General features: G+C 62.2%; 19 protein-coding genes and 2 tRNA genes. 11 read left to right on the forward strand and 10 right to left on the reverse strand.

Translation table 11 applies throughout. The features are described 5' to 3' along the window. Nucleotides 1-120 precede the first annotated feature (120 nt). Together V3H18_RS14840 and V3H18_RS14845 are read left to right on the forward strand one after the other, a co-directional pair. Nucleotides 121-276 (forward strand): hypothetical protein, encoded by a 156-nt coding sequence (locus V3H18_RS14840; RefSeq protein ID WP_332082849.1) that lies wholly within the window; start codon nucleotides 121-123, stop codon nucleotides 274-276. 202 nt (nucleotides 277-478) lie between these two features. Beyond that, entirely contained in the window at nucleotides 479-1,522 is a 1,044-nt protein-coding gene (locus tag V3H18_RS14845) for a threonine aldolase family protein (RefSeq protein WP_332082850.1), read from the forward strand. Between the two features lie 6 nt (nucleotides 1,523-1,528). Here V3H18_RS14845 and V3H18_RS14850 read toward each other — a convergent pair whose 3' ends face one another. The 3 genes from V3H18_RS14850 to V3H18_RS14860 form a co-directional block, all read right to left on the reverse strand. Continuing rightward, entirely contained in the window at nucleotides 1,529-1,750 is a 222-nt protein-coding gene (locus tag V3H18_RS14850; protein WP_332082851.1) for a hypothetical protein, read from the reverse strand. Nucleotides 1,751-1,900: 150 nt separating this feature from the next. After that, nucleotides 1,901-2,107, reverse strand: coding sequence for a hypothetical protein (locus tag V3H18_RS14855; RefSeq protein ID WP_332082852.1), 207 nt, complete (start codon nucleotides 2,105-2,107; stop codon nucleotides 1,901-1,903). A 70-nt stretch (nucleotides 2,108-2,177) separates the two neighbouring features. Then, nucleotides 2,178-2,252 (reverse strand) — tRNA-Thr (locus V3H18_RS14860). A 324-nt stretch (nucleotides 2,253-2,576) separates the two neighbouring features. Between V3H18_RS14860 and V3H18_RS14865 the strand changes: the two genes are divergently transcribed. Beyond that, nucleotides 2,577-2,939, forward strand: a complete 363-nt coding sequence (locus V3H18_RS14865) for a transposase (protein ID WP_332082853.1) — start codon at nucleotides 2,577-2,579, stop codon at nucleotides 2,937-2,939. Nucleotides 2,940-2,951: 12 nt separating this feature from the next. On the opposite strand, the gene V3H18_RS14870 is transcribed toward V3H18_RS14865, so the two are convergent. The 3 genes from V3H18_RS14870 to V3H18_RS14880 form a co-directional block, all read right to left on the reverse strand. Beyond that, nucleotides 2,952-3,776, reverse strand: a complete 825-nt coding sequence (locus V3H18_RS14870) for a transglutaminase family protein (protein ID WP_332082854.1) — start codon at nucleotides 3,774-3,776, stop codon at nucleotides 2,952-2,954. 129 nt (nucleotides 3,777-3,905) lie between these two features. Next, entirely contained in the window at nucleotides 3,906-4,853 is a 948-nt protein-coding gene (locus V3H18_RS14875; RefSeq protein ID WP_332082855.1) for an alpha-E domain-containing protein, read from the reverse strand. A gap of 151 nt (nucleotides 4,854-5,004) precedes the next feature. Continuing rightward, nucleotides 5,005-6,465, reverse strand: a complete 1,461-nt coding sequence (locus tag V3H18_RS14880; RefSeq protein ID WP_332082856.1) for a circularly permuted type 2 ATP-grasp protein — start codon at nucleotides 6,463-6,465, stop codon at nucleotides 5,005-5,007. 284 nt (nucleotides 6,466-6,749) lie between these two features. Between V3H18_RS14880 and V3H18_RS14885 the strand changes: the two genes are divergently transcribed. Then, the gene (locus V3H18_RS14885; protein WP_332082857.1) at nucleotides 6,750-6,968 is read left to right on the forward strand and encodes a hypothetical protein; all 219 of its coding nucleotides are present in this window, start codon (nucleotides 6,750-6,752) and stop codon (nucleotides 6,966-6,968) included. 195 nt (nucleotides 6,969-7,163) lie between these two features. After that, nucleotides 7,164-9,305, forward strand: coding sequence for a carbohydrate porin (locus tag V3H18_RS14890; protein ID WP_408631793.1), 2,142 nt, complete (start codon nucleotides 7,164-7,166; stop codon nucleotides 9,303-9,305). 127 nt (nucleotides 9,306-9,432) lie between these two features. Here V3H18_RS14890 and V3H18_RS14895 read toward each other — a convergent pair whose 3' ends face one another. From V3H18_RS14895 to V3H18_RS14905, 3 genes are all read right to left on the reverse strand, one after another. Then, nucleotides 9,433-9,714, reverse strand: coding sequence for a hypothetical protein (locus V3H18_RS14895; RefSeq protein WP_332082859.1), 282 nt, complete (start codon nucleotides 9,712-9,714; stop codon nucleotides 9,433-9,435). Continuing rightward, nucleotides 9,711-10,187 (reverse strand): glutathione peroxidase, encoded by a 477-nt coding sequence (locus V3H18_RS14900; RefSeq protein ID WP_332082860.1) that lies wholly within the window; start codon nucleotides 10,185-10,187, stop codon nucleotides 9,711-9,713. Before V3H18_RS14900 ends, V3H18_RS14895 begins: the two co-directional genes overlap by 4 nt. Nucleotides 10,188-10,272: 85 nt before the next feature. Continuing rightward, nucleotides 10,273-11,310 (reverse strand): SGNH/GDSL hydrolase family protein, encoded by a 1,038-nt coding sequence (locus V3H18_RS14905; RefSeq protein WP_332082861.1) that lies wholly within the window; start codon nucleotides 11,308-11,310, stop codon nucleotides 10,273-10,275. A gap of 15 nt (nucleotides 11,311-11,325) precedes the next feature. Here V3H18_RS14905 and V3H18_RS14910 point away from each other — a divergent pair, with 15 nt between their 5' ends. Next, on the forward strand, nucleotides 11,326-11,625 hold the full coding sequence (locus V3H18_RS14910) for a hypothetical protein (protein ID WP_332082862.1): 300 nt from the start codon (nucleotides 11,326-11,328) through the stop codon (nucleotides 11,623-11,625). On the opposite strand, the gene V3H18_RS14915 is transcribed toward V3H18_RS14910, so the two are convergent. Continuing rightward, nucleotides 11,622-13,115, reverse strand: coding sequence for a sigma-54-dependent transcriptional regulator (locus V3H18_RS14915; protein WP_332082863.1), 1,494 nt, complete (start codon nucleotides 13,113-13,115; stop codon nucleotides 11,622-11,624). The genes V3H18_RS14910 and V3H18_RS14915 overlap by 4 nt on opposite strands. 240 nt (nucleotides 13,116-13,355) lie before the next feature. Between V3H18_RS14915 and rdgB the strand changes: the two genes are divergently transcribed. From rdgB to V3H18_RS14940, 5 genes are all read left to right on the forward strand, one after another. Next, nucleotides 13,356-13,985, forward strand: coding sequence for an RdgB/HAM1 family non-canonical purine NTP pyrophosphatase (rdgB, locus tag V3H18_RS14920; RefSeq protein ID WP_332082864.1), 630 nt, complete (start codon nucleotides 13,356-13,358; stop codon nucleotides 13,983-13,985). 125 nt (nucleotides 13,986-14,110) lie between these two features. Further along, nucleotides 14,111-15,628 (forward strand): aldehyde dehydrogenase, encoded by a 1,518-nt coding sequence (gene adh / locus V3H18_RS14925; RefSeq protein WP_332082865.1) that lies wholly within the window; start codon nucleotides 14,111-14,113, stop codon nucleotides 15,626-15,628. A gap of 131 nt (nucleotides 15,629-15,759) precedes the next feature. After that, a complete protein-coding gene (locus V3H18_RS14930) occupies nucleotides 15,760-16,131 on the forward strand; it encodes a DUF779 domain-containing protein (protein WP_332082866.1) in 372 nt (123 codons plus the stop codon). Between the two features lie 84 nt (nucleotides 16,132-16,215). Next, on the forward strand, nucleotides 16,216-16,626 hold the full coding sequence (gene mscL, locus V3H18_RS14935; protein ID WP_332082867.1) for a large conductance mechanosensitive channel protein MscL: 411 nt from the start codon (nucleotides 16,216-16,218) through the stop codon (nucleotides 16,624-16,626). A 102-nt stretch (nucleotides 16,627-16,728) separates the two neighbouring features. Beyond that, nucleotides 16,729-16,813 (forward strand) — tRNA-Tyr (locus V3H18_RS14940). Nucleotides 16,814-17,102: the final 289 nt, after the last annotated feature.

Here is a 17,102-nt window from a genome sequence, read left to right on the forward strand (position 1 = left end):
TGCGGCGATCGGCGCCGCCACGGGCGCCGTCGTCGGCGCGGCGACTGCTCCGCCGCGGCGTTGTGCGAAGTGGGGCTGGGATTATGACGGCAATCGCGTCTGCGTCGCCTTTTATAATAATTGACGCGCGCAAGCCGCAGGCTTTACGCCTGCGGCTTCTCTCCGATCGCGCGTCGCCAGGAGTTCGTCATGCCGCCGGGTCTTCTGAAAATCATCATATTGGCCGCCATCGGCTTTTTCATCGGCGCCGCGATCATCAGCCACTACAATGGCTGAAGGAGCCCTAGTCGCGCCGCGCTAGCCCGCGCCGCGAGGAGAGCCCGACTCCCGGCGATCGACGCATGCAAGCGGCAAAACCGCTTCGGCGTTTCTTGAATTTTCGTCGGCCGATACTTCTATTTCCTCGAAAGGCCGAGCGCGTCGGCGCGGCGCGCGGAGACCGCCGGCTTTGCCCACTGGGCGGCGAGAGAAATATCTTATGAAGCACCTTTTTTACGACGACTACTCGGAAGGGGCGCATCCGGAAATCCTGCAATATATCGCGGAGCATAATTCCGATCAGCAGCGCGGCTACGGACGGGACGACTATAGCGAGCTCGCGGCGAAGAGAATCAAAACCGCCTTCGGCCTGCCGGGCGCCGATATCCACTTCCTGCCGAACGGCACGAGTTGCAACGTCATCGGCCTCAAAGCCATGTTGCAATCCTATGAGGGCGTCATCGCGCCGGCGTCGGGGCACATCAACACGCATGAAGCCGGCGCCTTGGAAGCCGCCGGGCACAAGATCATCTGGATCGAGGCGTCCGACGGCAAATTGACGGCGGACCTCATCGACGAGGCGCTGTCGCGCTATGAGGACGAACATACGGTCGTCCCGCGCGTCGTCTATCTCACCCAGGTCACGGAGCTCGGGACTGTCTATACGAAAGACGAAATCCTCCGGCTGATCGCACACGCGAAAACAAAAGGGCTTTACGTCTTCCTCGACGGCGCGCGCCTCGCCATGGCGATCGCGAGCAAGGCGGCCGATATGAGCGCGCGAGATGTCGGCGCGCTGGGCCTCGATATGTTCTATATCGGCGGGACCAAGAATGGCGGCCTTTATGGCGAAGCGCTGGTCATCCAAAATGAACGTTTCAAGCCCTATTTCCGCAGCGTCATCAAGCAGCGCAACGGCATGATGGCGAAAGGGCGGTTCATCGGCCTGCAATTCGCTCGCTTTTTTGACGAAGACGATCTCTGGCTCACGCTCGCGCGCCACGCCAATGCGATGGCGGAAAGATTATATGCGGGCCTGAAAGAGCTCGGCGTCGCTTTCGACCTTGCGCCGGGCGCCAACCAGCTCTTTCCGATCCTCGACAACGCCGTCGTCGAGAAGCTGCGAGAGAATTATGGATTCTATGACTGGCGAAAAATAGGCGCAGACAGGACGCAAGTCCGCTTCGTCTGCTCCTGGGCGACGCCCGAGAGCAAAGTCGATGCGTTCATCGCCGATGTGAAGCAGGCGCTGAAAGCGGGGTGAGGGCCGTCACTTGGCCGTGGAACGCCGCGATATCGCCTGTTTACGCTCGGCGAACCAAACCCCTTTGAGCTGCCCGGGACATTTTCCGCAGGTGACCCGGCCTTTCGTATTGACATAGGCGCAAAGGCCGCGCGTAAGGCAGTCGTCCGTCGTGACGGGACGCGCGCTCGCAGCGGAGGCAAGGACGACGCCGGCAAGGCACGCCGCGATCATTATCAACTTCGACATATCAAACTCCCTAAAAATGGAACGCTCCAACGCCATGCATAACTAATGCGTGCGCTTGTTTAGGAAAGTCTGCGGCGCAGTCGTCGTCGCGCTTTATGCGCTTCCCTTTCGGACGAAAGCGCGCAGGCGTCGCGCGATCGGCTGCTGCGATCAAAAAAGCTCGCCGGCGCGGTAGAGGAGCGAACCGATCCATAAGACGAGCGCCAGATAGTAGAGCGCCCAGCCCTCGGCCGGCGGAAACCAGCAGGAGATCGTGCGGAAATGCCGCACGTACCAGTCGCTTCCAAATCGTATGATTAGGCTGGCGCTGATCGCATCGATCAGGAGGATATAGAAGATGATCGCTTCGACGTTCATGCCCCGATCCTCTCGAGAGCGGCCGGCCAGCGACTGAATTCGGCAAGGCTATGATTTTTATGAAATAAAATGGTGCTGCAAGAGAGGATTGAACTCTCGACCTCTCCCTTACCAAGGGAGTGCTCTACCACTGAGCTACTGCAGCGTCTTGGGCTTGAAGCGCGGGAAACACGCGCCTTTTAGATATGGCGTCTCTGTGCCACAGGGCCGTCCGAGTCGCAAGCGCGGGCTCTCGACCCAATGGACAAGGTTGTGTTGCGGCCATATACAACCTATAATTGATACATTAATGAAAGGGAGCGCCTGCCTAACGCGCGCTGCGAAAAGACGGAGTGCGGCTTTTCGCGTAAAACTGGCTCTAAACTTTTGGAATCGATAACATTATCTGTGTTGGGGCGATTCCGCCCAAATACAGATATCTAGCGGGCGGGGGCGCCCGCGCCCGCGCTTTTGCGCGAGGGAGGGCGAATTGAGCGATAATTATCTTTCCGACGAGCGCTGGCGCGCCGTCGCCCCGGTTCTTCCTGGCAAGGATGGCGATCCCGGCTGCAACGCGCGCGACAATCGCCTCTTCCTCGAAGCCGTTTTCTGGATCCTGCGCACCGGCTCGCCCTGGCGCACTCTGCCGCCGCGCTTCGGCAAATGGTACACCGCCTATACGCGCTATCGACGTTGGGAGCGAACGGGCGTCTGGCGGCGCGTCGTCGCCGCGCTCGGCAAGGAGGGCGCCTGCGATTTCAAATTCGACGAAGGCGGGCTGCGCTTCGCGCCGCTTGCGGCGGTGGGCGCGCGCGCCGCGTCTTTGCCCGAGGAAGAGTCCGCTGTGGCGTGACGCCCGCAGCGCTTATTGCGACTGGCCGAAGCCTTGCGTCTGCGCGACGCGCAGCTTGACCTCCATCGTCTCTCCCGCCCCGCCGGCGCGCGCGCCGCGAATGGGCGCCGCGCTGAGATAATCGAGCGCGGCGGCGACGCGCACATGATTTTCATGCGGCGCGATCCCATGCGTCGGATCGAAGCCGACCCAGCCGAGATCTTCGACATAGGCCTCCGCCCAGGCGTGGCCCGCGGCCTGTTCATCGCCGTCGCTGCGCAGGAAATAGCCGCTGACATAGCGCGCGGGCGTTTCAATGGCGCGCGCGCAGGCGATGAAGAGATGGGCGAAATCCTGGCAGACGCCGCTGCGATGCTCGAAACATTCGACCGCCGTCGTCGCCGAGTGAGTCGTGTCCGTGTCGAAGGTCAGCGATTCATATAATGCGCCCAACAGCGCATGGAGCTTGGCGAGCGTTCCGCTCTCCTTCGCCGTCGCGCTGCGCGCGAAATCGCGGATCGCCGCATTCGGCGCCGTCAACGGCGTTTCGCGCAAGAACAGAACCGGCGGAAAGCGCTCGACGGCGCCGGAAATGACGCCGGCGACGTCGAAGGTCGTCACCTCGCCTTCGACGACGGTCGAAACCGAGTCGAGCGGACCGTCGACCGAGAAACGGTGCAAAATATTGCCATAGGCGTCCTCCGACTGATGCAGCCGGCAATCGCGGTCGACCTCGATGCGCCAGTCCACGACATGCTGCCCGTCATAATTGCGCGGCGTCAGGCGCAAATGCTGCACGGCCGCCTTGGCGGGCTGCTGGTAGCGATAGATCGTTTCGTGGCGAATGCGGATGCGCATGGGCTTGCTTGGCTAGATCACGCCGCATTTGGGCGGAATTGCCCAAATGCAGTTAACGCGATCGATTCCTAAAAGTTTAGAGCGCGCTTTGCGCGAAAAACCGGGTTCCACTTTTTCGCGAGCCGCGCTCTAGAAGAGATATTGTTCGGAGATGAGCGCGCCGAGACGATTGTTCTCGGCGATGAAGGATTGCACGAATTCGTGCAGCCCGCCCTGGAAGACGCTTTCCATCGAGAGCTTTTCGAGCTTGCCATAGACGCCGCGCGCATGGCGCTGCGCCGCGCCCTGGCGGCCGTGGGAGCGCGCGAGATCGTCGAGATTGCGCACGATCGACTCATAGCATGAAATGAGCGAGCGCGGCATTTCCGGCCGCAGGATCAGGAGATCAGCGACGAGCCAGGGCTTCATGCTGGTGCGATAGACCCAGTGATAGGCGGTATGCGCGGAGACGGCGCGCAGGATCGCCGACCATTGGAAATAGTCGAGCGAGCCGCCGACGACCTCCTTCTCGGGGAGCAGCACGTGATATTTCACGTCGAGCAGGCGTGCGGTGTTGTCGGCGCGCTCGATGAAAAGGCCGACGCGCGAGAACCAATAGGCGTCGTTGCGCAGCATGGTGCGATAGGCGCCGCCGTCATAAGTGAGCGACGTCTGCTTGATGAGTTCGAGAAAGCGGGCGAGCTCCTGCGCGCAAGGCCCGACGTCTCGCCCTTCGAGCGCGCGCAGCTCCAGATAGGCGTCGTTGATCGACTCCCACATTTCCACGGTCAGCGCCGTGCGCACGGCGCGGGCGTTGGTGCGCGCCTGTTCGATGCAGTTGCGGATCGATCCGGGATTCTCCGGCGCGAAAGTCAGGAATTCGATGACATTGGCTTCGTCGACCGGCCGGCCGGAAGCTTCGAACGCCAGCACCGCGCCGGAAGAAACCAGCACGCTTTCCCATTCCGTCTCGTCGCCGCCATAGGTCTTGGGCAGGGCGGCGAGGCGGCGCGACGCCTGTATGGCGCGCGCCAGAAAATCGGCGCGCTCCATATAGCGGGCGAGCCAGTAGAGATTGTCGGCCGTGCGTGAAAGCATCAGGTCTTCCGCTTACGAGTCGCTCATATTCGTCTCGGCCTCATTGCGCGCGAGGCAAAGCAATAAGACAAGAGGGCGATCCGAGTTTGCGTCGCCGCGCCGCTTCCCGCAAGGGACGACGCATGATTTCAAATCCACGATCTTCGCTTCGTCAGGCTTCGCCGGCGGGGCCCTCGCTCACCCATGAATCGTCGATCACCCAGGTGTCCTTCGTGCCGCCGCCCTGGCTGGAATTGACGACAAGCGACTTCTCGGTCATCGCGACGCGGGTGAGCCCGCCCGGCACGACGCGCGCGCCATTCGCGCCCTGCAACACGAAGGGCCGCAGATCGACGTGGCGCGGCGCGACGCCTGAAGCGACGGAAATCGGACAGGTGGAAAGCGCGAGCGTCGGCTGGGCGATGAAATGTTCGGGATGCGCCTTGAGCTTTTCGCGAAATTCCTCGATCTGCGCCTTCGTCGCATGCGGGCCGACGAGCATGCCATAGCCGCCGGAGCCGTTCACTTCCTTGACCACCAGTTCCTCAAGATGGGCAAGAACATAGGCAAGCGCGTCGGTCTCGCGGCAGCGGTAGGTGGGGACATTCTGCAACAGCGGCGGCTCTCCGAGATAAAATCTAATTATATCAGGCATATATGTATAGATCGCCTTGTCGTCGGCGACGCCCGAGCCGACTGCATTGGCAAGCGTCACATTGCCTGCATGATAGGCGCCGAGCAGGCCGGCGACGCCAAGAGCTGAATCGGGGCGGAAGGCCAGCGGATCGAGAAAATCATCGTCGATGCGCCGATAGATCACATCGACGCGGCGCGGGCCTTCGGTCGTGCGCATATAGACGATGTCGTCGCGCACGAAGAGATCGTCGCCTTCCACGAGTTCGACGCCGAGTTTGTCGGCGAGGAATGAATGCTCATAGAAGGCCGAATTGAACTGGCCGGGCGTCATCAGCGCGATGGTCGGGTCGCTGGTGGCGCGCGGCGGGGCGACGGAGCGCAGCGTCGCTAAGAGTTCGTCGGGATAATTCTCGATCGGCGCGACGCGATGCATGGCGAAAAGCTCGGGGAAAAGCCGCATCATCACTTCGCGGTTTTCGAGCATGTAGGAGACGCCCGAGGGCGTCCGCGCATTGTCCTCCAGCACATAGAAGCCTTGATCGTCGGTGCGCACGATGTCAACGCCGGCGATATGGACGAATATGTCGTGGGGGACGCGCCGCCCCGCCATTTCCGGGCAATAGGCGGCGTTGCGATAGACGAGGTCGGCGGGAACGACGCCGGCCTTCAAAATCTCTCCCGCGCCATAGACGTCGGCGAGAAAGGCGTTGAGCGCGGCGACCCGCTGGATCAGCCCCTTTTCGAGCGCAGCCCATTCGCTGCGGGCGAGGATACGGGGCAGAATGTCGAAGGGAATGAGCCGTTCGGTGGCGTCCTGCGCGCCATAGACGGCGAAGGTGATGCCGATGCGCCGAAACAGAAGCTCGGCCTGTTCGCGGCGCGAGGCGAGAAGTTCGGGCGGCGTCTGGGCGAGCCATTGCGAGAGTTTCAGATAGGGCGCTCGCGTGCCGCCGTCGGTCCCGCCCAATTCGTCGAACTGCGCTTCGCGCGCGCCCATTCAGGAACTCCCTTTTGCCGGCTTGCGCCTTGTTTTTTCATAAGCCGCCGCCGTTTTTCCCTTATCGAAGCAAGGAGTGCGCCAGCGGTCCCGGTTTAATATGTCATCGAGTTCTAATAATCGATTGATTTGCGGCCGGCGACGAGCCGATCCGGGCGCCGCCCGTTGGCTTTTCCTCTTCGCACGTCGGCCGCGAAAAGGATTCGCCTCTCGGGGGCTGACATCTTACTGTCAGAAAATAGTTCGTAGCGTTCGCGATCCATCCCTCCCTCGGATTGACTTAGATGATTGACATAAAATTCACGGCGCTGATGGACTTTCTCGCCTGGTTGCGCGCGCAATATCCGCAAAAGAATGAAAGCGGCGGCGCGGAAGAATTCGTGCCTTACGAGGACGTTCGGGGAACGGCGGCCGGAAAAATCCAAGAGTCGGGCGCTTCTGGGCCGGCCGCGACCCCTGTCGAGGGCGGGGGCCTCAACGCGGCCGATGGCCGGCGGGAGTAATCGGCCGCCGCGCGATCGCAACTGATCGCCAAAAACGCCCCGCCGCGAGCGCAGGGGTAATTGCGGGGCGCGAGTCGTAAGATTCACACACTCCGCCAATATTCGCGGCCGAAAGGCGGCTATTTGAGCCGTCGGCCTTCCTCGCGTTTCTACGCTGCGCTAATAGCGGTCGGCTAACTCTTATGACGATCCGCAATGCCAACGTCGTCGAAAAAAAACCGCCTGCGCGCTTTGAGCCTTGGTTTGGCGCTGATCGCCCCCGCGATCGCCGCCGCCGCCGATGCGCCCCCGCCGGTCTTCAACTGGGCCGGCATGTATCTTGGCGCGAGTCTTGGCGCCGGCTTCCCCCTTCACACAAGCGAGCGGCTGCAGGCGACAAGCGGGTTCGGTTCGCCCGCCTTTGATCTTTATCCCGCGGGCGTCGCGCGGCCGGGCGTCACTGTCGGCGCGCAGGCCGGCTATAATTGGCAAGAAGGTCCGTGGGTCTGGGGGTTCGAGACGGATTTCAGCCTTCTCGACGGACGCCGGGGGCCAAACGGCCTCTTCGCCGCATCGCCCGCCTATGCGCCCGGACTCCCGTTTTATACGCTCTCCCCCAATTCGAGCGCGAATTTTTTCGCGAGCTTTCGCGGGCGCGCAGGTTACGCCTATGATCGAGCGCTTTTTTATCTGACGGGCGGCGTGGCGGCCGGCGGCGCGCGCGGGCCCGCGACGCTGACGCTGGGGGCTGGCGGGCCCGACGCCATCTTCACGGCGCCCTGGTCGCAATCCTCACGGATGAAATATGTCGTCGGCGCCGGCTTCGAATACGCCTTCGCCGATCAATGGTCGGCGCGGGCGGAATATCTCTTCCTCAACCAATCCTTGGATACACAAACCTTCGACAATGGCGCGGGCTTCCTCTACGCCTCGCGCATTCGCAACGAAAACCATCTTCTGCGCTTCGGACTGAATTATCATTTCGGCGCGATTAACGAGATTCCCGGCGCGCTGCAATATGGCCAACACTCGAACCACGCCAATGGCGGAAATGGCGGGGAGGGCGAAAACCGCAGCGGGTCCGAGCAATATAGCGTCCACGCGCAAACGACTCACGTCGCGCAGGGCTATCCGCGCTTCCGCGCGGCTTATGACGGGCCGAACAGTTTCCCGTCCGGCGGCAAGGCGAATGTCGGCTCGACGACGAACGCCTTTCTCGGCTTGCGCCTGTGGGAGGGCGGCGCCGTCTATCTCAATCCCGAGATCGATCAGGGCTATGGGCTGGCGAATTCGGTGGGCGCGGCCGCCTATGTGGACGGCGCCGTCGCCAAGGTGGGCCGCGCCGCGCCCTATATGAGATTTCAGCGTTATTTCCTGCGCCAGATCATCGGTCTCGACAGCGGCGGCGAAAGGCTGACAGATCCGGATGTGGGCGCGCGCAGCGAAGTGCTCGAATCGACGCAAAATCAGATTTCGGGCAAGGTCGATAAGGATCGGATTATTGTCACGCTCGGCAAATTCGCCGTCGGCGACGTCTTTGACGACAACGTCTATGCGCACGACCCGACGACGGGCTTTCTGAACTTCGCCTTCAACACGATGGGCGCTTTCGATTACGCCGCCGACGCATGGGGCTACACCCATGGACTCGCTGTCGAATGGAAGCAGAATTGGTGGACGGCGCGCGGCGGCGTCTTCCAACTCTCGACGACTCCCAATGGACTGGACATTGAGCCAGTGCTCTTTCGCCAATTCATGGGCGTCGCCGAATTCGAAGCGCGCTACGAGGTTCTCGGTCAGTCCGGCGCGATCAAATTCCTCGCTTATGGCGATAATGGCTATTTGAGCAAAATGGACGACGTCATCAATTATGCCTATCTCACGGGCGAGTTTCCGCCCACCGTCGACAATCTGCGCAAGCGATCCGTGAAGATGGGCGGCGGCATCAACATCAAGCAGCAACTTTCGCCGACGCTCGGCTTTTTCCTGCGCGCGAGCATGACCGACGGCCGCTACGAGACAGTCGACTATACCGATGTCGACAGGCAGATTTCCATGGGCTTTGTCGCCGCCGGCGCTTTATGGGGACGCGAGGATGACGAAATCGGCGTCGCTGGCGCTTTGGGCGGGCTGCATGGCGATCGTGTGCGCTATTTCGCGCTTGGCGGGAAGAGCGTCTATATCGGCGACGGCGCGCTTTCCTATGCCGGCGAGAAGAATATGGAGGCCTATTACAAGCTCGGCTTCGGCAAGAATCTTGACGCGACCTTCGACTATCAATTGCTGGTCAATCCGGCGCATAACAGCGCGCGCGGGCCGATCAACGTCTTTGCCCTGAGGCTGCGCGCGGCTTTTTGAATAGGGTTTTTCACTTTGTCATTCCCGTCAGGCCGAAGGCCTGAAATCCAAACCCGCGACACGAGGCGCTTGAGCATGTCCTGGATTCCCGATCGCGCTTCGCGCGTCGGGAAAGACAAGGCGCGCTTCACTTGAGATATTCCGGCAGCTTCTGCTCGAAGTCGGGAAAATAATGCGCAATCACGCTGACGTCGAAACGCGCCAATATGCTTTCCTTCGACTCGCGATCGAGCAGAAAACGGAAAGCGGCCTCGATCAGGCGCTCGGGCGTCGCGCCATGGCGCAGCCGCTCGAAATCCATGCGCGAGAGCGTGACGCGATGTTGCGTCTCGCCCTTTTCGTCGCTCACGCGCGCCTCGAAGACGAGCGGCTCGCCTTCCGCAATCTGGCGCACGCTGACCGCACTCACAGCGGCGCCTCGACGTCCTTTTCGATCTGCTCCGGCGTATCGGTCGGCGCATAGCGCTTCACCACCTTGCCGTCGCGATCGACGAGGAACTTTGTGAAGTTCCATTTGATCGCTTCCGAGCCCAGAATGCCCGGCGCCTCGCTTTTCAGAAGACGATAGAGCGGATGCGCATGCTCGCCATTGACCTCGATTTTCGCAAACATCGGAAAGGTCACGTCGTAATTCGTCGAACAGAAATTCGCGATCTCCTTCTCGGAGCCGGGCTCCTGCGCGCCGAACTGGTTGCAGGGAAAGCCGAGCACGACGAAGCCCTTGTCCGCGAATTTGCGGTAGAGCGCCTCGAGCCCGGCATATTGCGGGGTGAAGCCGCATCTGCTCGCGACATTGACGATGAGCGTCGCCTTGCCGGCGACCTCGCGCAGCGATTTCGTCGCGCCGTCGATGGTTTTCGCTTCTATGTCGAAGAGTGTCATCGGAACCTCCCTTTGCCGGGAGATTCGCACGTTTTGGGCCACTAAAGCGAGATCATTTTTTGAAGGAAGCCGGCGCGCCGAAGCTTCACTTGTAATTCCAGATCAAGTCTTCGGCGAGAAGTTGATTGCCGCGCGCGTTGAAATGCATATCGCCCCAGAAGAATAAGCTCCGCACAAAATCCGGATCTTGTTCCTTGTAGCGAAAGAAGGCCGGGAAGTGATCGAAAAAGCGCCGGCATTTTCCTGCGCACCATTCGCGCCAAATCTGCGCCTGTCGCGAGTTTTCGCGGTCATAAAGAAGCTGCTGCGGCCAAGGATAGACGCCGACCGACAAATCGACGCCATGGGCGGTTAGCAATTCATATAGCCGATCCATGCGTTCCCTGGCCTTGTCGATCGCGCCCTCAATGCCGACGGCGCCATAGCAGGTTGCGTCTTTGCTGTACGTCCAGCTCGGTCGGGCGTAGTCCCGACTGTAGACGGCGCCGGATTTCGATAAATCCTCCACGCTCGCGCGCTCGATCGACGCCGCCAATCTGCGTGAATAGCGCAGTTGATCGAGAAATTCCGCGAGGTAGGAGACTTTCTCGAGCCAGCCTTTTTCCGGACGCGGAAGCGGCGGACGCGGAAGGGGCGAGCAATCTTCCGACGGCGGTATGGGCGGTGTGAGCTGCAAGACGCCGTTCTGATCGTACCAGTAAAGCGTCGCCTCGTCCTGTATGTCGGAAATATCGATGTAAACGACGGCTTCATCGAACTTTAGGCCCGACTCGATGAAATGCTTGAGCTTCTCATAATAGACCGATGGCGCGTAACTCGAAACGCCCGCGTTCAACACGTCGAGTTCCGGGTGGGCGCGCGCGAAGAGGCCGACGAAAGTCTCCTCATAGGCCACGCCAAGGCTCTCGGTGAAAGAGTCGCCGATAAAGAGGACTCGCTTGCGATCGGCGGCGAGCGGGACCTCGCGGACGGATGCGTCCCTGAAACCGAGCGAGTTCGTGAAAATTCGGAACTTATACGAGCCCCAGGCGTCGAACCCGTCGAAATTCGGCGCGAGCGTGTGGGTGTACGCCGGGTCGCGAATCCTGAATGTGTTATTGGGGGCGGCGAGAAACGGATTCATCCCCTTCCAAATTAGATGGAGAAGGATTTCGGCGACGACGAACAAGCCGACGAGAATTCCGAGATTGACGGCCACGACAGGAAGGAGCCGGCGCAAGCGAAATTTCATTGTAGACGCCATGAAGCGGATATCCCCGACGGCCGCAGCGCGCGCCGCGAAAAAAGCGAAATCCGACTTCCGCGTGAAGCGCGCTCTATTTTTGACTCGACGCCTTATCCGGATCTGGTGATCCGGCGTCGAGGCGAATTTGCCTCGGCCGAGGGATTCCAGCAAGCTCATGGCGCCGCCGCGCCGGCTCGCCCGATGCTGCTCTAAGCGACGAGCGTATCGGCGGTCTCGGCGCGGTCTTCGTCGAGCCCATATTCCTTCATCTTGCGATAAAGCGTCGAGCGGCCGATCCCCAGCCGGCGCGCGATCTCCGACATTTGTCCGCGATAATGGGTGAGCGCGAAGCGGATGGTTTCAGCCTCTACGTCCTCGAGCCTGCGGATCTCGCCATTTTGTGCAATGAGCGGCATGGAATTCGGATCGCGAATTTCGATGCGCACGATCTCGCGTTCGCGCGGCGCGCTCATTCTCGCGCCCGGCGCTGGAACGGGCGGCATGCGCACGTCGAAGCCGTCGACATGCGCCGCGATCTGCGGAAATTCCGCGACGGTCAACTCGTCGCCCTCGGCGAGCGCCACGGCGCGAAAGACGGCGTTCTCGAGCTGGCGCACATTGCCGGGCCAGTCGTAGCTCGCAAGCAGCGACAGCGCCTCCGCCGTCACGCCGCGAATATTGCGGCCCTCCTCGGCGGCGAAACGCGCCGTGAAGCGCCGGGCCAGATCGGCGATGTCCTCGCGGCGCGCGCGCAACGGCGGAATGCCGATCGGAAAAACGTTGAGCCGGTAAAAAAGATCCTCGCGAAACTGTTTGCGCTTGACGAGGTCGATGAGATTTCGGCTGGTCGCCGTCATCAGGCGGATATCGACGCGCGCCGGGCGTTTGGCGCCCGCGGGATCGATCTCGCCTTCCTGCAGGACGCGCAAGAGCTTTGCCTGAATGTCGAGCGGCAATTCGCCGATCTCGTCGAGGAACAGCGTCCCGCCATTGGCTTCGAGAAATTTGCCCGTCTGCTTTTCGGCCGCGCCGGGGAAGGCGCCCTTCTCATGGCCAAAGAGGAGGGACTCGATGAGATCGGCGGGCGGCGCGCCGCAATTCACGGCGACGAAGGGCTTGCCTCTGCGGTCGGAGGCGCCTTGAATGGCGCGCGCCACGACCTCCTTGCCGACGCCCGACTCGCCCTCCAGCAGCACGGGGATCGACGAATGCGCGGCGCGCTCGCCGAGCCGGATGACGCGCGCCATATCCTCGCTCTTCGCGGCGAGATCCTTCAAGGTCAGCGCGCCTTGCGCGCGCCGGTCGATGCGGCGCACTTCTCCCGCGAGCGCCTCGGCTGCAAGCGCGTTCTTGATCGAGATTTGCAGGCGCTCGGCGCCGACGGGCTTGACCACGAAATCGCGCGCGCCGGCGCGCATCGCCGAAATGACCGCTTCGATCGAGCCATGCGCCGTCTGGACGATGACCGGCGTCGCGAGCTTCATATCGCGCATGCGGGTGAGCACGCCCATGCCGTCGAGGTCGGGCATGACGAGATCGAGAATAAGGAGCGCGACCGGCGACGCGCCGGGCCGCGTCAGCCGGGCGATGGCCTGCTCGCCGCTCTCCGCCGTCTCCGTCTCATAGCCGAATCGCCGCACCGTGGATTCGAGCAGGCCGCGTTGAATGGGATCGTCGTCGGCAATGAGAATGAGAGACGTCATTTGGGCCCTGTTTTCGGGAAAGCGCGGCAAGGAGATCGCCGCATCCGGCCCAATGGTTACCAAGCAGGGTAAAGGCAGGGTTAACCACGCCCGCCGCCGGGATTTTCGGCCCCTTTAGGTCTGGTCTCGGGGCGCTTGCGCCAAAAAACGCCGAATCGATTTTCCGCGGGCGGCGGGAAAGAGGGGCTTTCTGCGCCGCACGCCCCCGCGCTACAAGCCGACGCAACGGAAGGAATTGGAATGAACGCGCGCAAGATCGTCGGTCGGCTCGTCGTCGCCACGCATAATTCGGGCAAGCTGTGGGAATTGCGGCAGTTGCTCGCCCCCCATGGCGTTGACGCCGTCTCGGCGGGCGATCTCGGTCTGGCGGAGCCGGAAGAGACGGAGACGAGCTTCGCCGGCAATGCGCTGCTCAAGGCGCGCGCCGCCGCCGACGCGTCGGGATTGCCCGCCTTCGCCGATGATTCCGGGCTTTGCGTCGAGGCGCTGGGCGGCGCGCCCGGCGTCTATTCGGCGCGCTGGGCGGGGGAGGGCCGCGACTTCACGGCCGCCTGCGCGCGGGTCGAGCGCGAACTTCAGGCGCGCGGCGCCAAGCCGCCCTATCGCGCGCATTTTACCTGCGCGCTCGCCGTCGTCTGGCCGGACGGGCATAAGGAGCAGTTCGAGGGGAGGGTCGACGGCGTTCTCGTCTTTCCCCCCAAGGGCGAGAAGGGATTCGGCTATGATCCGATCTTCAAGCCGGACGGGCTCGACAAGACCTTCGGCGAGATGATGTCGGCGCAAAAACATGCGCTGCCGGGCGACGGCTCGCAGGCCCTCTCGCACCGCGCCCGCGCCTTTCAGACGCTGGCGAAGGCGTGCTTGGATTAAATATCAGGGCATTGGCGGGGACGCTGCGCGCGTTAGATATTCGCGCTAAAAGAGAGGCAATAAAAATTGCCCGCCGCCGAAGCCGAGCGCGGCAAAGCCCGAGGAAACGCCCAGGGGAAACGCCCATGACCAAGCACGAGACTTTCGCCGCCCTCACGCCGCCGTTCAGGGCGCGCTACGGCAATTTCATCAATGGCGCATGGGTGGACGCCAAATCCGGCCGCGTCTTCGACAATATCTCGCCGATCACCGGCGGGAAGGTCTGCGAGATCGCGCGCTCCGACAAGGACGACATTGAGGCCGCGCTCGACGCCGCCCACGGCGCCAAGGACGCCTGGGGCAGGGCGAGCGTGGCGGCGCGCGCCCAAATTCTCAATCGCATGGCCGATGTGATGGAGGAAAATCTCGCCCTCCTCGCCGCGGCCGAGACCTGGGACAATGGCAAGCCGATCCGCGAGACGATGGCCGCCGACATTCCGCTCGCCATCGATCACTTCCGCTATTTCGCCGGCGCCATCCGCGCGCAGGAAGGCGGCGTCTCCGAAATCGACCACGACACCGTCGCCTATCATTTCCACGAGCCGCTCGGCGTCGTCGGCCAGATCATCCCCTGGAATTTTCCGATCCTGATGGCGGCGTGGAAGCTCGCGCCGGCGCTCGCCGCCGGCAATTGCGTCGTCCTCAAGCCGGCCGAGCAGACGCCCGCGAGCATTCTCGTCTGGGCGGAGCTCGTCGGCGATCTCCTGCCCAAGGGCGTGCTCAATATCGTCAACGGCTTCGGGCTCGAGGCCGGCAAGCCGCTCGCCTCATCAAACCGCATCGCCAAGATCGCTTTCACCGGCGAGACGACGACCGGGCGGCTCATCATGCAATACGCCAGTCAGAACCTTATTCCCGTCACGCTTGAACTCGGCGGCAAATCGCCCAACATCTTCTTCGAGGACGTCGCGCGCGAAGACGACGATTATCTCGACAAGGCGGTAGAGGGCTTCGTGATGTTCGCGCTCAATCAGGGCGAGGTCTGCACCTGCCCGAGCCGCGCGCTGGTGCATGAGAAAATATACGACCGCTTCATGGCGCGCGCCCTAAAGCGCGTCGGCGCGATCAAGCAGGGCAATCCGCTCGATCCCGAGACGATGATCGGCGCGCAGGCCTCCTCCGAGCAGCTCGAAAAAATCTTGAGCTATATCGATATCGGCAAGCAGGAGGGGGCGGAGGTCCTCGCCGGCGGCGAGCGCAATGCGCTATCGGGCGAACTCGCCGGCGGCTTCTATGTGAAGCCCACCGTGCTGAAGGGCCATAACCGCATGCGCGTCTTCCAGGAGGAGATTTTCGGACCCGTCGTGTCGGTGACGACCTTCAAGGACGATGCGGAGGCGCTCGCCATCGCCAATGACACGCTCTATGGCCTTGGCGCCGGCGTCTGGAGCCGCGACGCCAACCGCTGCTACCGTTTCGGACGCGCCATTCAGGCCGGGCGCGTCTGGGTGAACTGCTATCACGCCTATCCGGCCCATGCGGCCTTTGGCGGCTATAAGCAGTCAGGCATCGGCCGCGAAAATCACAAGATGATGCTGGATCACTATCAGCAGACGAAGAACATGCTGGTGAGCTATAGCGAGAAGAAGCTCGGCTTCTTTTGACGCCGCTGTCATTCCCGACAGGCCGAAGGCCTGATCGGGATCCAGAGTCGTCGCCAGCGGCGGATTTTACCCTAGATTCCCGATCTCGCGCGATGCGCGCGTCGGGAATGACAGGCGCGGGAGATCGCGCAGTGAAAGAACGGCGTCCGCCAAGAGTGCTCGCTACGCCTGCGGCGCTCGAATTGATCGAGCGCCTGAAGCGTCAATATGGCGACATCCTCTTTCATCAATCGGGCGGCTGCTGCGACGGCTCGGCGCCGATGTGCTATCCGCAGGGCGAGTTTCTGATCGGCGACGGCGACGTGCTTCTCGGCGAGATCGGCGGCGCGCCCTTCTATATCGGCGCCGCGCAATTCGACTATTGGAAACATACGCAGCTCGTCATCGACGTGGTTCCCGGACAGGGCGGCATGTTCTCGCTCGACAATGGCTCGGGCCAGCGCTTCCTCACGCGCTCGCGGCTCTTCTCCGACGAGGAGCTGGCGCGCCTCGCGCCGGCGTAATGAGGCGCATGAATTTCGCGCGCGATTGACGCATGGCGCAAAGCGCGTAGCATCGCGCCATAGCGTTATTTATTGGAGGCCGGCATGTTTGAGGATTTCAAGAATTTCATCCTGCGCGGCAATGTCGTCGATCTCGCCATCGGCGTGATTATCGGCGTCGCTTTCGGCAAGATCGTCGATTCGATCGTCGCCGACATTTTCATGCCCATCATCGGCGCGATTACCGGCGGGCTGGATTTCTCCAACTACTATCTGCCCCTCTCCAAGAGCATCCATAGCGAGATGACTTATGACGAGGCGAAGAAGGTCGGCGCCGTCATCGGCTATGGGCAATTCGTCACCGTGCTCGTCAATTTTCTCATCATCGCCGCCGTGCTGTTTCTGGTCATTCGGCTCTTCGAAAAATTGAAGAAGCCGGCGCCCGCCGCGCCTTCCGCGCCGCCGCGCGCGGAGGTTCTGTTAGAAGAGATTCGCGACGCGATCCGCAGCCGCTAAGGGCGTGCCGGCGGGGTTGACAGCGGCGGCGCAAGGATCGCATATGCCGCCATCCATTGGCCGGGCGGAAGCGCGGTTTTCGTCTCGTCGAACGAGGCGAATGGGGGAATGTCCCGAGCGGCAAAGGGGGCGGACTGTAAATCCGCTGGCTAAGCCTTCGTAGGTTCGAGTCCTACTTCCCCCACCATCTCGCGGATATCGGTCGGCGCGAGGCACTCTCGCGACCGCGCGCTGCGCGCATAAACGTTCTTAGCTAAGCTGCTTGCCGCGGGAGGCTGACGGCGACAGGCGCGAATAATCGCTCCGCGGAGAATTACTCGGCGACGCCCGCGACGTTTTCGTCCTTCGAGGGCTCGGGGGCGCGCGCCCGCGCGGCTGAACGCAGGCCTCCGATCGGCGCGCCCAGCACCGATCCCTTCGGGGCGCCGCTCGCCGGCGCGCCTTCCGCGACCTTTCCCTCATCGGCTTGCGCCGCC

Source organism: Methylocystis borbori, from assembly GCF_036576025.1.
GTDB classification, from domain to species: domain Bacteria; phylum Pseudomonadota; class Alphaproteobacteria; order Rhizobiales; family Beijerinckiaceae; genus Methylocystis; species Methylocystis borbori.